Annotated in this window: 18 protein-coding genes; 13 read left to right on the forward strand and 5 right to left on the reverse strand. The window is 61.0% G+C overall.

Features of this window, described 5'->3' with window-relative positions; translation table 11 throughout:
* Nucleotides 1-76 precede the first annotated feature (76 nt).
* A complete protein-coding gene (locus G9U53_RS22830) occupies nt 77-634 on the forward strand; it encodes a DUF6764 family protein (protein WP_019744475.1) in 558 nt (185 codons plus the stop codon).
* A 273-nt stretch (nt 635-907) separates the two neighbouring features.
* Complete coding sequence (gene groL, locus G9U53_RS22835) at nt 908-2533, forward strand: chaperonin GroEL (RefSeq protein ID WP_003941476.1); 1626 nt, start codon at nt 908-910, stop codon at nt 2531-2533.
* A gap of 154 nt (nt 2534-2687) precedes the next feature.
* Here groL and G9U53_RS22840 read toward each other — a convergent pair whose 3' ends face one another.
* Complete coding sequence (locus G9U53_RS22840; protein ID WP_054781533.1) at nt 2688-3524, reverse strand: DUF559 domain-containing protein; 837 nt, start codon at nt 3522-3524, stop codon at nt 2688-2690.
* A 586-nt stretch (nt 3525-4110) separates the two neighbouring features.
* Between G9U53_RS22840 and G9U53_RS34020 the strand changes: the two genes are divergently transcribed.
* The 7 genes from G9U53_RS34020 (at nt 4111) to G9U53_RS22870 (ending at nt 8779) form a co-directional block, all read left to right on the forward strand.
* Entirely contained in the window at nt 4111-4233 is a 123-nt protein-coding gene (locus G9U53_RS34020) for a hypothetical protein (RefSeq protein WP_257217655.1), read from the forward strand.
* Nucleotides 4234-4279: 46 nt separating this feature from the next.
* Entirely contained in the window at nt 4280-4414 is a 135-nt protein-coding gene (locus G9U53_RS34025) for a hypothetical protein (protein WP_257232983.1), read from the forward strand.
* A 55-nt stretch (nt 4415-4469) separates the two neighbouring features.
* Complete coding sequence (locus G9U53_RS22850) at nt 4470-4664, forward strand: hypothetical protein (RefSeq protein WP_031331808.1); 195 nt, start codon at nt 4470-4472, stop codon at nt 4662-4664.
* Between the two features lie 467 nt (nt 4665-5131).
* Nucleotides 5132-6592: a wax ester/triacylglycerol synthase domain-containing protein gene (locus G9U53_RS22855; protein ID WP_058038503.1), complete on the forward strand. Its 1461-nt coding sequence runs from the start codon at nt 5132-5134 to the stop codon at nt 6590-6592.
* A gap of 136 nt (nt 6593-6728) precedes the next feature.
* Nucleotides 6729-8174: a wax ester/triacylglycerol synthase domain-containing protein gene (locus tag G9U53_RS22860; protein WP_054781531.1), complete on the forward strand. Its 1446-nt coding sequence runs from the start codon at nt 6729-6731 to the stop codon at nt 8172-8174.
* 122 nt (nt 8175-8296) lie between these two features.
* Nucleotides 8297-8572, forward strand: a complete 276-nt coding sequence (locus G9U53_RS22865) for a hypothetical protein (RefSeq protein ID WP_003941513.1) — start codon at nt 8297-8299, stop codon at nt 8570-8572.
* 63 nt (nt 8573-8635) lie between these two features.
* Nucleotides 8636-8779 carry a hypothetical protein gene (locus G9U53_RS22870; protein WP_003941503.1) on the forward strand — a complete coding sequence of 48 codons (144 nt, stop codon included), beginning with the start codon at nt 8636-8638 and terminating at the stop codon, nt 8777-8779.
* Nucleotides 8780-8872: 93 nt separating this feature from the next.
* On the opposite strand, the gene G9U53_RS22875 is transcribed toward G9U53_RS22870, so the two are convergent.
* On the reverse strand, nt 8873-9076 hold the full coding sequence (locus tag G9U53_RS22875) for a PspC domain-containing protein (RefSeq protein ID WP_003941534.1): 204 nt from the start codon (nt 9074-9076) through the stop codon (nt 8873-8875).
* Nucleotides 9077-9221: 145 nt separating this feature from the next.
* On the opposite strand from G9U53_RS22875, the gene ppk2 reads away from it, so the two are divergent.
* Nucleotides 9222-10136 carry a polyphosphate kinase 2 gene (ppk2, locus tag G9U53_RS22880; protein ID WP_024487730.1) on the forward strand — a complete coding sequence of 305 codons (915 nt, stop codon included), beginning with the start codon at nt 9222-9224 and terminating at the stop codon, nt 10134-10136.
* Nucleotides 10137-10187: 51 nt separating this feature from the next.
* Complete coding sequence (locus G9U53_RS22885) at nt 10188-11021, forward strand: alpha/beta fold hydrolase (RefSeq protein WP_020906717.1); 834 nt, start codon at nt 10188-10190, stop codon at nt 11019-11021.
* A gap of 4 nt (nt 11022-11025) precedes the next feature.
* Here the strand turns inward: G9U53_RS22885 and G9U53_RS22890 are convergent, their stop codons facing one another.
* The 3 genes from G9U53_RS22890 to G9U53_RS22900 all read right to left on the reverse strand — a co-directional run bounded on the left by G9U53_RS22890 (nt 11026) and on the right by G9U53_RS22900 (nt 15483).
* Entirely contained in the window at nt 11026-13077 is a 2052-nt protein-coding gene (locus G9U53_RS22890; RefSeq protein ID WP_075832594.1) for a prolyl oligopeptidase family serine peptidase, read from the reverse strand.
* Nucleotides 13078-13161: 84 nt separating this feature from the next.
* Nucleotides 13162-14178, reverse strand: coding sequence for an alpha/beta hydrolase family protein (locus tag G9U53_RS22895; protein WP_003941485.1), 1017 nt, complete (start codon nt 14176-14178; stop codon nt 13162-13164).
* Between the two features lie 255 nt (nt 14179-14433).
* Nucleotides 14434-15483, reverse strand: coding sequence for an alpha/beta hydrolase family protein (locus tag G9U53_RS22900; protein WP_021343370.1), 1050 nt, complete (start codon nt 15481-15483; stop codon nt 14434-14436).
* Nucleotides 15484-15716: 233 nt separating this feature from the next.
* Between G9U53_RS22900 and G9U53_RS22905 the strand changes: the two genes are divergently transcribed.
* Both G9U53_RS22905 and lpdA read left to right on the forward strand, forming a co-directional pair.
* On the forward strand, nt 15717-16703 hold the full coding sequence (locus tag G9U53_RS22905; protein WP_058038501.1) for a membrane dipeptidase: 987 nt from the start codon (nt 15717-15719) through the stop codon (nt 16701-16703).
* A gap of 49 nt (nt 16704-16752) precedes the next feature.
* Entirely contained in the window at nt 16753-18156 is a 1404-nt protein-coding gene (gene lpdA, locus G9U53_RS22910) for a dihydrolipoyl dehydrogenase (protein ID WP_003941477.1), read from the forward strand.
* Nucleotides 18157-18267 lie beyond the last annotated feature (111 nt).

Consider the following 18267-nt stretch of genomic DNA (forward strand, 5'->3'; position numbering starts at 1 on the left):
CGGGGGTGACGGACTTCACTCGAGCGGGTACTCTCGCGCCCGAATCCAATGAACTTGTTCCACGAAGGAGTTTTCTATGCCCTTGATCTCGTCAGTCTGGTTCCGTCGCTCATCCTCTCGAGTCAGCGGAATTTCCAGTAGTCGGTTGGGGGGCCGCCTGGCGAGAACAGGGGCTGTGATGACTGTAGGTATGGGGCTCGCCGCCGGGCTGGCGCTGACCGGTGCGGGAGCTGCTTCGGCAGCCCCCGTCACGTGTGTCTCGCCGCCGTCGGCCAATGACATCCAGGTCTCCGAGACCGCGAGCTGCGGCGCGCAGTCCGTCGGAGCCGGCCGTTCGCAGGCCGGTGCTGCCGAGAGCGGTACCGCTGTGAGCGTCGCCGCCGACAACGGCTACTCCAATTCATATGCAAACGGCTTCGGAACCGCGCTGGGGGCTTCTCGCGGTAACGGTCAGGCGCAGGCATTTGCGCTCGGCGGCGGTATCGCGCGGGCCGGGGCGGCTGACGGCAACGTCACCTTCGCCATCGCTGGTTACGGAGCGGGCGCTACGGCCGATGCCAACGGCGTCGACTGCGTCGGAGTGCTCTCGTTTGCGGTCAATTTGAGTAACGGACAGTTCTGCATCGCGGGCTGAGGCTCAACCTTGCACTCGGCACGCTCGAGTGCTAAAAATGCAGTTGGCACTCGCGAACCGTGAGTGCCAGGTCGAGGCAGTGAGACCGGGAACCATAGACACCCCCGGTCGTCCGTCGCGGGCACTGACTAGACCACAGGCGTAGATGGGTGACCAGGCAAATCGGTCGCCCGTGTAATGAGGTGACTGGTCAAACGGTCGCCTTGTGCCGATGAGGTGACCCGACGAGCGGTCACCTTGTGTGTCACCCCCTATCCGGAGGATCACTTCGCAATGGCAAAGATCATCGCGTTCGACGAAGAGGCACGTCGTGGCCTCGAGCGAGGCCTCAACGCCCTCGCCGACGCTGTCAAGGTGACGTTGGGCCCCAAGGGTCGCAACGTCGTTCTCGAAAAGAAGTGGGGCGCCCCCACGATCACCAACGATGGTGTTTCCATCGCCAAGGAGATCGAACTCGACGACCCGTACGAGAAGATCGGCGCCGAGCTCGTCAAGGAGGTCGCCAAGAAGACTGACGACGTCGCTGGCGACGGCACCACCACCGCTACCGTTCTCGCACAGGCTCTGGTCCGTGAAGGCCTGCGCAACGTCGCAGCCGGCGCGAACCCGCTCGGCCTCAAGCGCGGCATCGAGAAGGCTGTCGAGGCTGTCACAGCTCGCCTGCTCGAGACCGCCAAGGAGATCGACACCAAGGAGCAGATCGCTGCTACCGCCGGTATTTCCGCCGGCGACCCGTCCATCGGTGAGCTCATCGCCGAGGCTATGGACAAGGTCGGCAAGGAAGGCGTCATCACGGTCGAGGAGTCCAACACCTTCGGCCTGCAGCTCGAGCTCACCGAGGGCATGCGCTTCGACAAGGGCTACATCTCGGCGTACTTCGCCACCGATGCAGAGCGTCAGGAAGCCGTCCTCGAAGACGCGTACATCCTGCTCGTCAGCTCCAAGATCTCCACGGTCAAGGACCTGCTGCCCCTGCTGGAGAAGGTCATCCAGTCCGGCAAGCCGCTCCTGATCATCGCCGAGGACGTCGAGGGCGAAGCTCTCTCCACCCTCGTGGTCAACAAGATCCGTGGCACCTTCAAGTCTGTTGCCGTCAAGGCTCCCGGCTTCGGTGACCGTCGTAAGGCTCAGCTCGCCGACATCGCCATCCTCACCGGTGGCGAGGTCATCAGCGAAGAGGTCGGACTCTCCTTGGAGACCGCAGGCCTCGAGCTCCTCGGCCAGGCACGCAAGGTCGTCATCACCAAGGACGAGACCACCATCGTCGAGGGTGCCGGCGACGCCGACGCAATCGCCGGTCGTGTCAGCCAGATCCGCGCCGAGATCGAGAACAGCGACTCGGATTACGACCGTGAGAAGCTGCAGGAACGTCTGGCCAAGCTGGCCGGCGGCGTTGCAGTCATCAAGGCCGGCGCTGCTACCGAGGTCGAGCTCAAGGAGCGCAAGCACCGCATCGAAGATGCAGTGCGTAACGCAAAGGCAGCCGTCGAAGAGGGCATCGTCGCCGGTGGTGGCGTTGCACTTCTCCAGGCAGCTCCCGCACTGGACGACCTCAAGCTCGAAGGTGACGAGGCAACCGGCGCGAACATCGTTCGCGTTGCACTGTCCGCTCCGCTCAAGCAGATCGCATTCAACGCAGGCCTCGAGCCCGGCGTTGTTGCGGACAAGGTCTCCAACCTGCCCGCAGGTCACGGCCTCAACGCTGCGACCAACGAGTACGGCGACCTGCTCGCTGCAGGCATCAACGACCCGGTCAAGGTCACCCGCTCGGCACTGCAGAACGCAGCGTCCATCGCGGCTCTGTTCCTGACGACCGAAGCCGTTGTCGCTGACAAGCCCGAGAAGGCCGGAGCGCCTGCAGGCGATCCGACCGGCGGCATGGGCGGCATGGACTTCTGAGTCCATCTCCACCTAGCTCCTAGAGCCCGGCCCACCGTTTGGTGGGCCGGGCTTTTGCTTGTGCGGAGGTATTTGCGGGCATTTTTGTCCACTACTGCGACGCGATCGCGGTTTCCCGTTGCGCGCTCGATGCTGTGTGCGTTTACGCCCGCGCTTACGCCCGGTTGTGTCGGCGTCTTCGGACCACTGTGATGATTTCGTCCGCCACAGCGTCGAGATGGGCCATCGCGGTGGCGGCGGAGTAACGCAACACCATCCATCCGTCGAGAACGAGTGCGTTCTGACGCCGTCGATCGTTGTTGAAAGTTGCGGGGTCGGTATGGAATTCGCGCCCGTCGATCTCCACGATCACCCGGGCTCGCGTGTCGACCAGATCGCCGAAGTAGGGTCCGACCCGAGCGTTGATCTCCAGGTGAACGTTGCGCGCAGTCAGTGCACGGGCGACTGCTCGCTCCGGTTCCGAACGAGTGAGCGGGCAACAGGTGCGGAGTTGTTCGCGTACGGCGGGGATCCCGTGCCTGCCGCGGCTCGCATCACACAGTTGGGCTATCGACTTCCACGGCACTCGGGTCGATACCGCCGCGTCGAAGAAGGCCTCGAGTGCGGGCCGTGGCAACGTGGTCGCGACGTCGATGAAGCACTGCTCGATCGGCACGATCGGTAAACCCATCCACTCATCCGACGAGACTCCTGTTCGTCGGTGAAGCCGTACCCACTGCGGACTGGCTGCTCGGACGCTGGGAGCCACGGTGGCCTCGACGAAGAGTGGTTCCTCCGGCAGGAGATCCCACAGCCAGGCTGCGCTGGTATGGCTGAGGACGGCCTCAGGCTTCCACAGTGTGACCGCGACGCAACGCTCGAAGTATCCAGGTTCTTCGGTGGAGTACACCGACGGCAGGATTCGATGGAGTCGCCCTGACCGCGTGGATCGGGAGATCGAACTGCGCGAAGTGCCCTGCTCGAGCAACTGGTTTCTTGTGACAACTTCCACGTATGCACTGTGGCGGCAAGAGCCTGACGACGCGGATTCAGAAGCCACTTTGTGGATGGCCGCGTGTGTGTGGACAACCTCATGGCGTAACAGGTGTATCGAGAAGGTGGGGAACGAGAAGCTTCATCTATCCGAATGTTGAAGGATGTTTGATATTTTCCGTCCCGATTGTTCGCCTCCGCTAACCTGTGAAGTGCGGATACGTCTAGTTCTTTTGGTGGATAATTCTGTCCTGAATACCCTCAAGTACTAAGCCTTTCGGACGACGTAAATTCCGGTTGCTATTCCATTTTGCTCGATTTTCAGGCGTCTTGGACGCTAGACCTGCGAATATGGAACAGGTTTCAGATCCATCTGAAATTCTTGGGCAAAAAGCACCCAAACCGGATCCTATTGCACTACCTTGATGTCAGTCACAGCCGCGGAAAGTGGGCACCAGCCCCGGAGGATCTCGGCTTCATCGTTCGACTGGGATTCTTTAATTGCTGCTCGGACCGGTTCTTTGTGGGCTGCATCAAGCATTCCAATGTAAATGTTCCGTGAGTATTCGCGGCCAATCGAAAGCGTGGGATTCAATATGATCGTCATGTTCCTGCAGACAACGGCGGCATTGTTCACCGACCTGCTGGGTAACGTCTGGTCCGGTTCGCTCATGCCGGGAATCGACGGGGTCACCGGATCGTTGGTTTCGGCAATCGACCTCAGTTGACGGCACCTGCAAGTTCTTCTTCCAATGTTTTTGATGACAGGAGCGAATGATGGATCTGGGATCGATTGCGGACGTTCTCGAGGGCGAGGCCGGGGGGTTGATCAAAAACATTCTCGGGATGGCTTTGTTTACCCCGTTTATCGCCTCGGTTGACTTCGGCTGGTTCCCGAACGTCGACTGAGAAGTGAATTGCTTTAGCCAGTGAACGAAATCAATCTCAAGGAGTGTGAAATACGGTGGACACAGCTAGTTTGATAGGTGCGCTCGCAAGCGTTGACGTCGGATCCCTCGTGGATCCACTGTTCTACTTGGTCAAGGTCGTTGACGGAATCTTCGTGTCGATCACCGGAAGCCTCAACATGGGCGGTGCGCTCGGTGAGGCTGCGGCGGGCAGCGTCCAATCGGTCCTCGGCTCCGTAGCCGGCCTGTAAAAGGAGAAGGAGAAAAGATGTTCGATCTCTTCCTGGACTACCTGTCCAAGATCGTCGATTTCGGATCGGTCGATCTCGTGGGCACGTTTGTGAAGTATTTGAACGCGCTGTCGTCTTCCCCCACGCCATAGAAAGAACGGAATCGGTCATGCTGCAAACTTATTTAACCGGAATGATCACGTGGGTATCGAACATGCTTGGTCTCACTTCCACTGGAAGCAAGATCATCAAGGATCCTCCACAAAAGCCGTGATCACTCCAGCGACTGCATCATATTGTTCGGTTGTCGAGGACAGCATCGTAGCGGAGCAGTCAGGCGAACCTGCACAACCTGCACTTGCTTGAAACTTTGGTCCCCGTAGCCCTCTGGCTTCGGGGACCATCGGTTTTGCAATCACTGGCCTCATAGTCACAAGCTTTGCACTCAGGCGAATGTGCGGGCAACCAGCCGCGATACAAGGAGTTCAATGGGCGCGTCCAACACGTCAGGCGCAAGGATGGCGCAGCTGAACCCACGCGATGCCGAATTCATCTATCACGAGGGCGCTGGTCACCTGAACCATCTGATCGCTGTGTACTTCTTCGAGACATCGTTGCACCCAAGCGCGGAATTCACGGCAGAACAGGCAGTGGACTGGGTTACCGCACGCCTCGGATGTGATCGCATGTTCACTCAACGAGTCCAACGGACTCCGTTGGGACTGGACCATCCCTACTGGGTGACAGACCCTGACTTCGACGTCCGAAAGCACGTGTACGTCAACAAGATCAACGACACAGGATGGGCAGCGCTGCAAAAGCCGTTGAGCGCGTTGTTGACCACGAAGATGGACCTGCGCCGTCCGCCGTGGGAACTGCACTTCTTCGTAGGTTTGGAGGGACTTGAAGAATTGCCGGGCCGACTGACGGCGGTGGTGCTCAAGTCTCACCACAGTGCAGCTGACGGTATCGCCATCAGGACGTTGGGCGAGGCTATCTTTTCGGGCAAGGTGCAGCAGGCTGGGTCCGAACCGTCTGTGCCGTTTGTGCGAGCGAGGATATTCACCAAGTCGCTACTGGGGTTTCCCGGCCGAATATATCGCTTCGCAAGGCAGGTACCAGGCAACCGACGCGCTCAGAGAGATGCTGACGCTGCGAAGAAGGCAGGAGAATGGGTGGAGAGCCTCAACGAGAGGCCTGCAATTCGATTCAACGGCAAGGTGAGTGGAGCTGCCTCACTCGAACCGATGACAATGTCCGGGGAGCAGGTCCGTGAGATCAAGGATTCGGTGCCCGGTGCCACTGTCAACGACGTTCTACTCGCCGTTGTCGGAGGCGCTCTGACGCGCTACCTCACGGAAAAGGATGAAAGGCCAAGCGATTCCTTGATCGCGATGGTTCCTCGCTCGGTGCGTAAGGTCGAAGCGTGGGAGTCGGCGAATCAGTTGGTGGCTCTGCTGGTGGATATGCACACCCAGGTCGAGTCCCCATTGGAGAGGTTGGCGCTCATTTCGAGTTCGGCACGGTCGGAGAAGGCGCGCACGTCCCATCCCGCGGTCAGGCGTGCCGGGGCCGCAGTCGAGACCACGCCCGCGCCTTTGATGAGATTGATGGCGTATGCGCGCAAGCAGAACGATCACAGCCTCGATCGACCGCGTTACCAGCACACGATGGTGAGTAACATTCCACTCTCGGTCGAAGGGTTGACGCTTGCCGGCGCCCCGGGCGCGGCTGTGCTTGCAGTGCAAGCGCCCATCGACGGGGATGGGCTACGGCATTTCATGGTCGCCGCAGCAGGTGGGGGACTGACCCTCAACGTCATCGCGGATACCGCGACCATGCCCGATCTCCACCATTACATCGAACTACTGCGAGCAAGTTTCGATGACTTGGCAGCGGCAGCCGCGATGCAGACTGCGGATTCACCTAACCAAGAGGTTGCCTCCTGATCGATCGGAATCGCAGGCACCTTCTCCGATTGCTGGATTTGGTGACACCCAACGATTCCGAGCAGAACCCAGAGGATCTGCATGTCAGCTCGCTACAATTCGGACATTCGTTCAGCGTCGGAATTGAGGGGAATGCATGATCTTTCGGAACTCGTTGCCAGCCGCGGTATCTCAGATGGGACCGCGAGACGCGGAGTTCGTCTACAACGAGTCCGGCGGACATCTGAGCCACATGGTCTGCGCCTACTTCTTCGACACGACGGGCCATCCGCTCGCAGAGATGACGCACGACGACGCGGTTCGGTGGATCACCGAAAGATTCGGGTACTGGCCACTGTTCACGAGTCGACTCCAGCGAGTTCCGCTGGATCTGGACTATCCCTATTGGGTCCCGGCCGATTTCGACGTCGATGATCACGTGCACGTCCATCGTGCCCCTGTTGCCGGGTGGGCCCCGGTTCGTGAATTGCTCGGGCGCTCGCTCGGGGAGCCGATGGACCTGTCCCGGCCGCCCTGGGAGTTGCACGTCATGACCGGCGTGCACGGGATCGACGAGCTGCCGGGCAATCTGACGCTGATCATGCTCAAGACCCACCACGGGGCTGGTGACGGTCTGGCGATCCGCGATCTGACCAACCTTCTGTTCTCCGGTCCGCCGAAGCCGGAGACGAAGCGTGCCGGTTCGGGGCTTTCGTCGCTGGATTTGATCGGGCGCACGGTCGTCGGTTTGCCCGGCCAGGCGATCCGTTTCGGCCGGGGTCTGTCCGTGACAAAGGTTGCGGCCGAGACGGTTCGGGAGGCGGAAGAGGCCGGAGAGCTGCCTACGTACTCGGCCGACCGCCTACCGACCCGATTCAACGGCGTGCTGGGCGGAGACATCACGATCGATTTCCTGACGCTGGACGGCGCAGACATCAAAGCGATCCGAGCGGCCGTTCCGGACGTGACGGTCAACGACATCTTCCTGACCGTGGTCGCCGGTGCTCTCGACGCATACCTGTCGGAAAAGGGCGAGAAGTCGGCCAGTGGGTTGGCGGCGATGGTTCCCCGATCGATGCGGCAGATAGCCGAATGGGAATCGGCCAACCAACTGGCGCTGTTGACGGTCGATCTGCACACGGACGTCGAAGATCCGGTCGAGCGGCTGACACTGATCAGGGATTCGGCGCTGATGGCAAAGGGGCGGAGTTCGCACCCAGCCGTCCGTCGTTACGGCACACGCATCGAAACCTCGCCTGCGGCTCTGCTCAGACTCACCGGTCTCTCGCGTCGGCTCAACAAGCTGGACCCTTCGCACAAGGTCATTCAGAACACGACGATCAGCAATGTCCCGGTATCGGTCGACGGCAATGTTTTCGAAGGTGCGCCGGCGGTGGCAGTTCTCGGCGGGCAGGCGCCGGTCGACGGAGATATTCTGCGCCACTTCCTCATTGCCGCGCGTGGAGGTTCTCTGACGCTCAATGTCATCGTCTCGCAAGAGACGATGCCGGATATCGAGCACTACGTCGAATTGTTGCGGGTGGGGTTCACGACGCTTTTGCAGGCAGTTTCTGACCAAAATCGTGAGGTAGTCGAACGATAAAGTGCAACTTGCGTCGGAACTTGTGGTGAATCGACGATTTGTGTTCGGGAAATTTCTGTCGAATTCATCCTAATTAAGGTAATTGTCCGTAGTGGTGTCGAGTCGTTATCTCGCGGATTAATGTGACTGTCGACACGTCGAGTGTCTACCGCCGGACTGGTTCGATAATCGTCACCGACGGTAAAAAGAATCACCTACGCGAGGAGCTGAACATGGGTTCGTTGATGGATATTCTCGGTGGTCCGAATGGGGACGGTGCACCGATGCAGGCTTTGCTGACAATGCTGCTGGGATTGGACAATGTCGGTGCAAACCTCTTCGGTTCACTGGCTGACACCGCCGGTGGAATCTTCGGATCTCTCGACACCCTCAGCTTTACGCCGCCTGTCGTTCCCTGAGTTTTCTGATCGGCGTCATTTGCTCGTCCCAAGTGAACCACTGAACATCTAAAGGAGAACGTCATGCTTGAAGGATCTGTCATGGACGCTGCCGGCTCAGTCGGTGCGATCATCGGTCAGGGGTTGGGCAGCGTCAGTGGCCTGGCCGTCAAGGGTCTCGAGGCCCTCGCTGCGCTCAGCGGTGGAGAGTTGAAGGCCGCCAAGTAGATTGTTGATTTCGGGGCCTGCTCGTGTTGGCGCGTAGGCCCCGAAATACCTTTTGTCGGCGCGTAATTCTCGCCATGTCAGGTGCCGGAATCCTCAACCTAACGGCATGAGCATCCAGGCGGCGAGATATACCAAAGCCGCGGTTCCGCCCGTGCAAATAGCGGCGATAACGGCGAGTAGACGGACAAGATTGACGTCGGCGCCGAAGTAATCTGCAATTCCGCCGCACACTCCGGCGAACATTTTCTTGTCGTTGGAACGGGTGAAGGGGCGAGGTGTGTTGCTTTCGAATGTCATGCTTCAATTCTGAAGCGAGATCGCATCAGGCACCATCGGGGACGACCCCCATCTGCACCCTGATCTTTTGAGCCCGTCGTGTCATACCCCGGTAGTTCATCCCAGCTTCACCGAACGGTTGCTGCGGGAGACTACCTTGTCGGCGGTGACCGATTTAGCAGAACGCCGACCGTTCCTCAGCGCCTTCGCGGATCTCTCGACCGCCGTCGATCTGGCCGACACCGCCGCCTTCACCGTCGACGACAATGACGACGACGATCCGGTGCTGCTGACGTCGCCGGACGGTTTCGAGGTCGACACCTGGCGGGAGGGCTACCCGTACGACGCACGGATGCCTCGGGACGAGTACGAAATGTCCAAGCGTCTGCTGCAGATCGAACTCCTCAAGCTGCAGAACTGGTCGAAGGAAACCGGCGCACGGCACGCCATCGTGTTCGAAGGACGCGACGCTGCCGGCAAGGGCGGAACGATCAAACGATTCATGGAGCACCTCAATCCTCGCGGCGCACGGGTCGTCGCATTGGAGAAGCCGTCGGCCCGCGAGTCGACGCAGTGGTACTTCCAGCGCTACGTGCAGCACCTTCCGGCTGCCGGGGAACTGGTGATGTTCGATCGGTCTTGGTACAACCGGGCCGGGGTCGAGCGGGTCATGGGTTTCTGCACCGACGAGGAGCATGAGCGATTTCTGCGCCAGGTGCCGTTGTTCGAGCAGATGCTCGTCGACGACGGCATCAGCTTGATCAAGTTCTGGTTCTCGGTTTCCCCGCTGGAGCAGCGCACGCGGTTCGCGATCAGACAGGTCGATCCCGTGCGGCAGTGGAAGCTTTCGCCGATGGACATCGCTTCTCTGGACAAGTGGGATGCGTACACGGCGGCGAAGGAAGAGATGATCCGGTTCACCGATACCGACACCGCTCCGTGGACCGTCATCAAGAGCAATGACAAGAAACGCGCACGGATAAACGCGATGCGTCACGTGCTCAGTCAGTTCGATTACGACAACAAGGATTACGAGATCGTGGGTACTCCGGATCCGCTGATCGTGGGAAGCCTCGAATAGTCGGCGCGTGGGCTCTGCCCATCCGCGGCGTGGGTGGTTAGTGTGAGTTGAATGGAGACCGTACCGATCCAACTCCCCGACGGCACCGTGACCCCGATCCGTCTGTTTCCCGGACCGAACGACGACGCACCCGTGGTGGTGATGTTGCCCGGGCTCGGAGTTCCCGCCGGGTTCTACGATCCGGTGGCGCAGGCCCTGGTCGAAGCCGGCTTCAATGCGGCCATCGGTGAACTGCGTGGCCAAGGTGACAGCAAACCGCGCCCGAGCGCGTCGAGTGTTTTCGGATATCAGGAACTGGTCTCGATCGATTGTCCGGCGACGTTCGAGGTGGTGCGTGAGCGGTTTCCGGCCAGCACACCATTTCTGATGGGGCACAGCATGGGCGGCCAGATCGGGGTCATGTACGCGTCGAGGATTCGGGGCCGGCTCGGCGGACTGATCCTGGTTGCCTCCGGATCGCCGTATCACCGCGGATTCCCCGGAATCCGTGCGCCCGGACTCTATCTGGGTTCGTCCGCGATGTCGGTGACAGCCAACATCGCCGGCTTCTGGCCTGGAGACCGGGTCAACGTCGGCGGCTTCGGTCGACAGTCGAAAGTACTGATCACCGATTGGGCCCGGTTCGCCAGGACCGGTCGCATGGAACCCGTCGGTGCGGATATCGACTACGAGGAGCGGATCGCTCGCCTGACCTTGCCGGTTCTGTCGATCACGATCGAAGGGGACGATCTCGCTCCACGCCGGTCGGCAAAGAACCTGGTGGACAAGCTCTCCGGGGCCCAAGTGACGATGACGCACATCGACGAACCACTCGGTCACAACGGTTGGATACGCAATCCCACCGCTGTGAGCGAGCGCGTCGTCGCGTGGTTGCGCGACCGCTGAAAGATCAGGCGAGTTTCTGCCAGAGGAACTCGTAGGTCAGCGCAGTCTTGAAGGCCAGCTGAGCATTGTCCGCGGCGCCGCCGTGGCCACCCTCGATGTTCTCGAAATACAGCACCGGCTTGCCCAGCTCTTCCAGCCGTGCGGCCATCTTGCGGGCATGCGCGGGGTGGACGCGGTCGTCGCGGGTGGACGTCGCGATCAGGATCGGTGGGTACGACGCGGCGGCGTCGATGTTCTGATACGGCGAGTACTCCGAGATGAATGCCCACTCCTCCGGGACATCGGGGTCACCGTATTCGGCCATCCACGAAGCGCCGGCCAGCAGGAGATGGAATCGGCGCATGTCCAGCAGCGGGACCTGACAGACGATGGCGCCGAAGAGCTCGGGGTACTTGGTCAGCATGATGCCCATCAGCAGGCCGCCGTTGCTACCGCCCTGAGCTGCCAGAAGATCCGGGGTCGTGATTCCGCGATCGACGAGGTCTCTCGCGACGGCAGCGAAGTCTTCGTGCACCTTGTGGCGCCCGGCCTTGAGAACCTGTGTGTGCCAACCGGGTCCGTACTCGCCGCCACCACGAATGTTCGCAACCACATAGGTTCCGCCCTGCGTCAGCCAGGCACGGCCCAGAGAACCGCTGTACGACGGTGTCAGCGAGATCTCGAATCCGCCGTACCCGTAGAGCAGGGTAGGGCCGGGCTCGCTACGCGGACTGCGCACCACGAAGTACGGAACTTGGGTGCCGTCGGCAGAGGTGGCGAAGAACTGCTCCGTGGTGATGCCCTCGGCGTCGAAGAACGCGGGAGCCTGCTTGAGGGCAGTGGGTTCGGTTTCGCCGATCACGCCGTGCAAAAGAGTTGCAGGGGAGGTGTATCCACTCGAATTGACGAAGTACTCGTTGCTGACATCAGGGTCGGTGTCGAGAATTTCGATACTGGTCAGTTCTGGAAGCCCTTCGAAAGGTCGATCCTCCCAGCCGTTTTCGCCCGGCGTCAGGATTCGCAGCGTCGTGCGCACGTCGGTCAGGACCACCAGAATCAGATGATCGCGTGTCCAGGTGTAGTGCTCGAGCGAGGAATGTGCGTCGGGTTCGAAGATCGATGTCAATGCTCGTGAGCCGGCAAGGAAATCGTCGTAACGGATGGCAAGCAGTGCGCCGGTCGGATATTCGGTGTCCTCGACGGCCCACACGGACTTGGTGCGGATCAACAACCACTCGTGGTGAATCGAGATCCCGGCGTCCTCGGGGACGTCCACGAGCACCAGTTCACCGTCGGGGCGAACTTCGAAATGCTGAGAGTTGTAGAAATCGACCGAGCGAGTGACGAAGTCCCGTTCGAACCCGGGCGTCGGATCGTGCGAAGCCGAGATGGCCACGTCCGTGGCCTGGCCCTCGTAGACGGTCTCGGCGCTGGAGAGGGGAGTGCCGCGCTTCCACCGCTGGGCCAGACGGGGATATCCGGAATCGGTGAGCGACCCCGGTCCGATATCCGTTCCGACGTAGACGGTATCGATGTCGATCCAGTCGATGTCGGTCTTGGCCTCGGGAAGGTAGAAGCCGGGATTCTCGCCCTCGGGAGCGAGGAACTCGCGCTTGTCGATGTCGAACTCGCGAACGACCGCCGCGTCTGCCCCGCCGCGGGAGAGGCTGATCAATGCACGGTTGCGGTGTGGCCGTAGAAGTTGCGTGCCCTTCCAGACCCAGTTCTCGCCCTCGGCCTCGGCCAGGGCGTCGAGGTCGACGAGGACGTCCCATTCCGGGTCGTCGGTGACGTACTGATCGAACGTCGTGCGTCGCCACAATCCGCGAACGTGGGTGCTGTCGCGCCAGAAGTTGTAGAGGAACTCACCTCGACGGCGGACGTAGGGGATTCGCGCGTCGGTATCGAGGATCTCGCGCACGTCGCTCTGTAGTCGATCGAAGCGCTCGTTGTCGGTGAGCTGCTCCTCGGTCACGGCATTGTGCTGACGGACCCAATCGAGTGCAGACTCACCGGTCACGTCTTCGAGCCAGAGGTAGGGGTCGTCGCCGGTGGTGGGCTGCTGATCGGAAGTCATACGTCCATTCTTACTGCTCGCTCCCGACAGCACTCGACCCCGCTCCCGAAACACTGGAGCGGGGTCGAGTGAGAACGAATCGGGTCAGACGCCCAGGGAGTGAGCGAGCATCGGCCAGGAGTTGTGGAGATCGTCCTGCCAGTAGCCCCACGAGTGGGTGCCGGTCGGCTTGAAGTCGAAGGTGGCCGGGATCTTCAGATCGCTCAGGCGGTAGGCGAGGTTGTGGGTGCAGTAGTTGACCGCTGCCTCGATGACGCCGCCGACGATCGCCTGGTTGGCGAGCGCACCGACCTGACCGTTGATCGCGGGATTGGCGAGAGTGTCGTGTGGGCCGGGGAGTCCGGAGCCGGTGGAGACGTAGAGTTCGGTGCCGCGGAGCTTCTCGGCGTTGAGGACCGGATCGTTGTCCTTCCAGCCCTGACCGTCGAGCGGGCCCCACATGTTGGTGATGTCAGCTCCGCCGCGGGTACCTGTGACAAGTTCGATCGCACTCTGACCGACGGGGGTGCTGGTCTCAGCGCATCCGCTGTACGCCCCGACGCCCTTGTAGAGGCCGGGAGCCGCGATGGCGAGGTTGAGGACCGAGGTCGCGGTCATGGAGATCGCGGAGATCGACTGGACCTTGTTGGTGTTGAACTCGGCGTCGATGACGGGCGGGAGTTCCTTGGTGAGGAACGTCTGCCACTTCTGGCGACCGAGAACCGGATCGTCGTTCACCCAGTCGGTGTAATAGCTGAACGCGCCTTCGAGTGGAGTGACGACGTTGACGTTCTTGTCCTGGAAGAAGTTCATGACGTCGGTCTTGCGTTGCCAGGTCGCCGAGTCTTCGCCGCCGCCTGCACCGTTGAGCAGGTAGAGCGTCGGGCGGGGTTCGCTGCCATCTGCGGGGAGGATGACCTCGAGCGGGATGTTGCGATCCATCGCCGGGGAGAAGACCGAGATGGTGACCTTGCGGTCGCCGGTCTTGGTGTTGCTCACGACGTGCGATCCGGACGTGTCACCGCCCGCAGAAGCTGTCGCCGGACTGATCAGCATCGGCAGCACCGTGGCCACTGCGAGAGCTGCGATCACACTGCCACGCTTGAAAATTCGAGCACGCATACGTTCGGATCCTCCACCTGAATGTCTTCGGATCCGGAACGGATCGAAGTGCCTGTGAGCCCTTACTGGAACAGGTTCACTTTTTGTTATGTGTCAGTAAAGCAGAGCGGGCGCAGAAAGTGACGCGATTCGATTGCCTGACAATTGAATTGGCCCCGGAATTAACCCCCGAATCAACCCCCGAATCGGCCCAGACAAGCACTCGACCCCGCTCCCGGAAGTGCAGGGAGCGGGGTCGAGTCGGAACGATTTCGGTCAGATGCCCATCGAACGAGCGAGCATCGGCCAGGAGTTGTGGAGATCGTCTTCCCAGTAGCCCCACGAGTGGGTGCCGGTCGGCTTGAAGTCGAAGGTGGCCGGGATCTTGAGATCGTTGAGGCGGTAGGCGAGGTTGTGGGTGCAGTAGTTGACTGCTGCCTCGATGACGCCGCCGACGATCACCTGGTTGGCGAGTGTGCCGACCTGTCCGTTGATCGCCTCGTTGTTCAGGGTGTCGTGCGGGCCGGGGAGTCCGGAGCCGGTGGAGATGAAGAGCTCGGTGCCGCGGAGCTTCTCGGCGTTGACGACGGGGTCGTTGTCGATCCAGCCCTGGCCGTCGAGGGGGCCCCACATGTTGGTCACGTCAGCGTCGCCGCGCATGCCCACAACCAGTTCGATGGAGGACTGGCCGACCGGTGTGCTGGTCTCGGCGCATCCGCTGTATGCACCGACGCCCTTGTAGAGGCCCGGAGCTGCGATGGCGAGGTTGAGGACCGAGGTCGCGGTCATCGAGATCGCGGAGATCGACTGGACGCCGTTGGTGTTGAACTCGGCGTCGATGACGGGCGGGAGTTCCTGGGTCAGGAACGTCTGCCACTTCTGACGGCCGAGGGACGGGTCGTCGTTCACCCAGTCGGTGTAGTAGCTGAATGCACCTTCGAGCGGGGTGACGACGTTGACGTTCTTGTCAGCGAAGAACTCGTTGACGTCGGTCTGACGCTGCCACGTCGCCCGGTCTTCGCCGCCGCCTGCACCGTTGAGCAGGTAGAGGGTCGGGCGGGGTTCGCTGCCGTCTGCCGGGAGGATGACCTCGAGCGGAATGTCGCGTCCCATGGAAGGGGAGTACACCTTGATGGTGGCGATGCGCCCGTTGTCCGTGCGGCTCGAGAGCTTGGAACCCGTTGTGTTTGCCTTGGCAACAGTTGCCGTGGTGGTCGACGGATCTCCGCCTGCGGACGACACTGCAGGGCTGATCAGCATCGGCAGCACGGATACTGCGGCTACAGCGGCGACCAGACGGCCACGCTTGAAAGTGCGAGCACGCATACGTTCAGAAACCTCCACCTAAAATTCCTTCGAATCCGCCCAGGAGTGAACGGTCCTTTGTTGCTGTTCCCGTACGGGAATTCATGCTGGGTACATGCTCTGTCGATAGGTACAGGGCGTGTGAGTCTTGTAAGTTCTACCGCATCGGTGCGTTATCCGCCAGTGAACCAGAGATTTGCTGAACGTACGACCAGTTTCAGGTGAATTTCCCTGATCATCGACGGGATTAGTGAGTGAACCGGACATATCCACTATGGGAACAACATTGTTGCCTACCTCTGCAGTCGAACGCGTCTGTCGAAGATCTTCTCCGATATCAGCGCCCAGCGGGGAGTTACGTTTCGGTGAACGTCGGTTACTCGCCGCAGACTCGCGCGGACTCGACGGCAATCGCCAAGAGTTTCGCGTGGCAGGCGCGGGTCGAGTTCCCGGAGATCACCCCTGTCTTCACCGTCGACGGCGTCGTCGAGATTCAGGAGTCCGGCGGAATCGCCCTGGCCTTCGACCTGGAGGACTCGAATCCGCTGGAGGGAGACCTGGCCAACGTCTCGTACTTCTACGACCTCGGAGTCCGCTCGATGTTGCCGACGTATAACTACATGAACGCTGCCGGCTGCGGCTGCTTGGACCTGGCGGACACGGGGTTGAGTGGATACGGCCGTGACCTGGTTGCCGAGATGAATCGCGTCGGAATGACGGTCGACGGCTCACATTGTTCTGTACAGACGGGGTTGGACATCTCAGCTATCACCCAGCGAGCAATGATCTACAGCCACTCGAACCTCCGAAGGTTGTGGGAGCATCCGCGCAACATCACCGACGATCAGGCCAGAGCGTGTGCGGAGACCGGCGGCGTCGTCGGGATCAACGGCGTGGGCATATTCCTCGGCGTCAACGGACCGGATGACGACCAGGCTCGGCTGTCCGCGATGGCCGACCACATCGAAGAGGCTGTGGGACTCGTCGGCATCGATCATGTCGGGATCGGCTCCGACTTCTCATTCGACGCCGACGACTTCCGCGAAGAGATCGAGCAGAACCCGTCGTCGTTCTCCGAGGCGTACACCGCGTGGGGGCCACTGCAGTGGACTCCTCCGGAGGAGGTGCTGACACTTGATCAGGTATTGCGTGAGCGGGGCTTCGACGAGCCGTCGATCGAGGCCGTGTACGGCGGAAATTTCGCCCGAGTTGCCCGAGAAGTGTGGGCTACCGACGGGTAATACGACCATCTGGGGACAGCGAAACGATGCAGGACTACCCTGGTGAATCGTGACCTCACACTATGACGTCGTTGTCCTCGGAGCCGGCCCCGGTGGGTACGTCGCTGCTATCCGCGCGGCACAACTGGGCCTGAGCACCGCCATCATCGAGCAGAAGTACTGGGGCGGTGTATGCCTGAATGTCGGCTGCATTCCGTCCAAGGCGCTTCTCCGTAACGCCGAACTCGCGCACATCTTCACGAAAGAAGCGAAGACGTTCGGCATGTCCGGAGACGTGTCCTTCGATTTCGGCTCCGCTTTCGATCGCAGCCGCAAGGTCGCGGACGGGCGAGTCAAGGGCATTCACTTCTTGATGAAGAAGAACAAGATCCCGGAGTACGACGGCAAGGGCACGTTCGTCGACGCCAACACCATCAGCGTGGAGCTGAGCAAGGGTGGCACCGAGACGATCACGTTCGACAACGCGATCATCGCGACGGGTTCGTACACCAAGCTGCTGCCCGGCACCTCGCTGAGCGAGAACGTCGTGACCTACGAAGAGCAGATCCTCACCCGTGACCTTCCGGGTTCGATCCTGATCGTCGGTGCCGGCGCGATCGGCATGGAGTTCGGTTACGTCCTCAAGAACTACGGCGTCGACGTCACGATCGTCGAGTTCCTCGATCGGGCATTGCCCAACGAGGACGCCGACGTCTCGAAGGAAATCGCCAAGCAGTACAAGAAGCTCGGCGTCACCATCAAGACCGGTGCCGCTGTGCAGTCCATCAGCGACGACGGCAGCAAGGTCACCGTCTCGATCAAGGACAACAAGTCCGGCGAGATCGAGACCGTGGTCGTCGACAAGGTTCTGCAGTCCGTCGGCTTCGCACCGCGCGTGGAGGGCTTCGGTCTCGAGAACACCGGTGTCGCGTTGACCGATCGCGGCGCCATCGCGATCGACGACTACATGCGCACCAACGTCCCGCACATCTTCGCCATCGGTGACGTCACCGCCAAGCTGCAGCTCGCGCACGTCGCAGAAGCTCAGGCTGTCGTTGCTGCCGAGACCATCGGCGGCGCGGAGACGCAGACACTCGGTGACTACCGGATGATGCCGCGTGCGACGTTCTGCCAGCCGCAGGTCGCCTCGTTCGGTTTGACCGAGGAGCAGGCCAAGGCCGAGGGCTACGACGTCAAGGTCGCGAACTTCCCGTTCGCCGCCAACGGCAAGGCACACGGTCTCGGTGACCCGACCGGTTTCGTCAAGCTGATCGCCGACAAGAAGTACGGCGAACTGCTCGGCGGGCACCTCATCGGACCGGACGTTTCGGAACTGCTGCCCGAGCTGACCTTGGCCCAGAAGTGGGACCTCACGGTCAACGAGTTGGCACGCAACGTCCACACCCACCCCACACTCAGTGAGGCACTGCAGGAAGCGATCCACGGCCTCGCAGGCCACATGATCAACTTCTGACGGCAGGGCCTTCGGCCCCGTGCGCCTTTTCGGTAGTTCGCACTACCGGAAAGGCTCACGGGGTTTTTCGTCTTTTGTGTCGCGTTGTGTTGCGAAACCGCCATCTGAGGC

Origin of the sequence: Rhodococcus sp. D-46 (assembly GCF_011290655.1) — a bacterium.
GTDB lineage: Bacteria > Actinomycetota > Actinomycetes > Mycobacteriales > Mycobacteriaceae > Rhodococcus_F > Rhodococcus_F qingshengii.